1 protein-coding gene is annotated in these 1298 nt (G+C 68.7%); it reads left to right on the forward strand.

Annotation, left to right across the window (positions count from 1 at the left end):
- Positions 1 to 196: 196 nt before the first annotated feature.
- Positions 197 to 1207, forward strand: coding sequence for a TIGR00266 family protein (locus AC1VAN_RS22110; protein WP_282280366.1), 1011 nt, complete (start codon positions 197 to 199; stop codon positions 1205 to 1207).
- The last annotated feature ends 91 nt before the right edge of the window (positions 1208 to 1298 follow it).

Consider the following 1298-nt stretch of genomic DNA (forward strand, 5'->3'; position numbering starts at 1 on the left):
ACCGGAGAGCGGCCACGGGAAGTACGGGTCGGAGACATGGCGGTAGGCTGTGTTTGGAGGGGTGGTAAAACGGCGCTACCAGATAATTGTTGCAATACAGCACCTCCCTCGCAAATGCCGATCGTTCATGGCCGCCTCGCGCGCCGCCGGACGCTGCCGCTAGACTCGGGGTTTTTCCCGCAACGGACCTGCTGCGATGACCCAGTGGTACTTCCATGCTCCCGGCCAGGCCGACCGTGTCGGTCCGTTCGACGAGGAGGCTGCGCGCCGCTTCGCCCAGGCCAATCCGCGCGCGCTGGCCTGGTGCCAGGGCATGACAGGGTGGACACCGGTGTCCGAAATCGCCGCCCTGCAGCAGGCCGGCACCGGCACCGGCACCGCGGCTCCGCCGCCGATGCCTGCAGTCACCCCTGCAGTCGCAACCGCGTCAACCGGCGGCCGCGCCGACCGCATCGACTTCCGCATCGTCGGCCATGAAATGCAGTTCGTGGAAATCGAGCTGGATCCCGGCGAAGGCGCGGTGGCCGAGGCCGGCGCGCTGATGTTCAAGGATTCCTCGGTGCAGATGGACACCGTCTTCGGCGGCGGCGCGCGCAGCGGCCAGAGTGGCGGTTTCATGGACAAGGTGATGGCGGCCGGCAAGCGCGTGCTGACCGGTGAAAGCCTGTTTGCCACCGTCTACACGCAGACCGGCCAGGGCCGCGGCAAGGTCGCTTTCGCCGCGCCCTATCCCGGCACCGTGCTGGCGATGAAGCTGGACCAGCACGGCGGGCGCCTGATCTGCCAGAAGGACAGCTTCCTGGCCGGCGCGCGCGGCGTGCAGATCGGCGTGCAGTTCCAGCGCAAGATCATGACCGGCCTGTTCGGCGGCGAGGGCTTCATCATGCAGAAGCTTGAAGGCGATGGCTGGGTGTTCATCCATGCCGGCGGCTGCGTGGTCGAGCGTGAGCTGGCCGCCGGCGAACGCCTGGACGTCGATACCGGCTGCATCGTCGCCTACCACCCGACCGTGGACATGGACGTGCGCCGGGTCAAAGGCATCCGAAGCGTGCTGTTCGGTGGCGAGGGCGTGTTCCTGGCCACCCTGACCGGGCCAGGCAAGGTCTGGCTGCAGTCGCTGCCGTTCTCGCGCCTGGCCGGYCGCATGTGGATGGCCGCGCCGCAGGGCGGCGGCAAGAGCCGCGGCGAGAGTTCGCTGCTGGGCTGATCGGGAAGGCTGGACGGCTGGTAGTGCCGGCCGCTGGCCGGCAACCCCGGCAACCCATGCATCCCAGCGATTGCCGGCCAGCGGCCGGCAC

The organism is Stenotrophomonas sp. 05L44_2 (genome assembly GCF_056665995.1).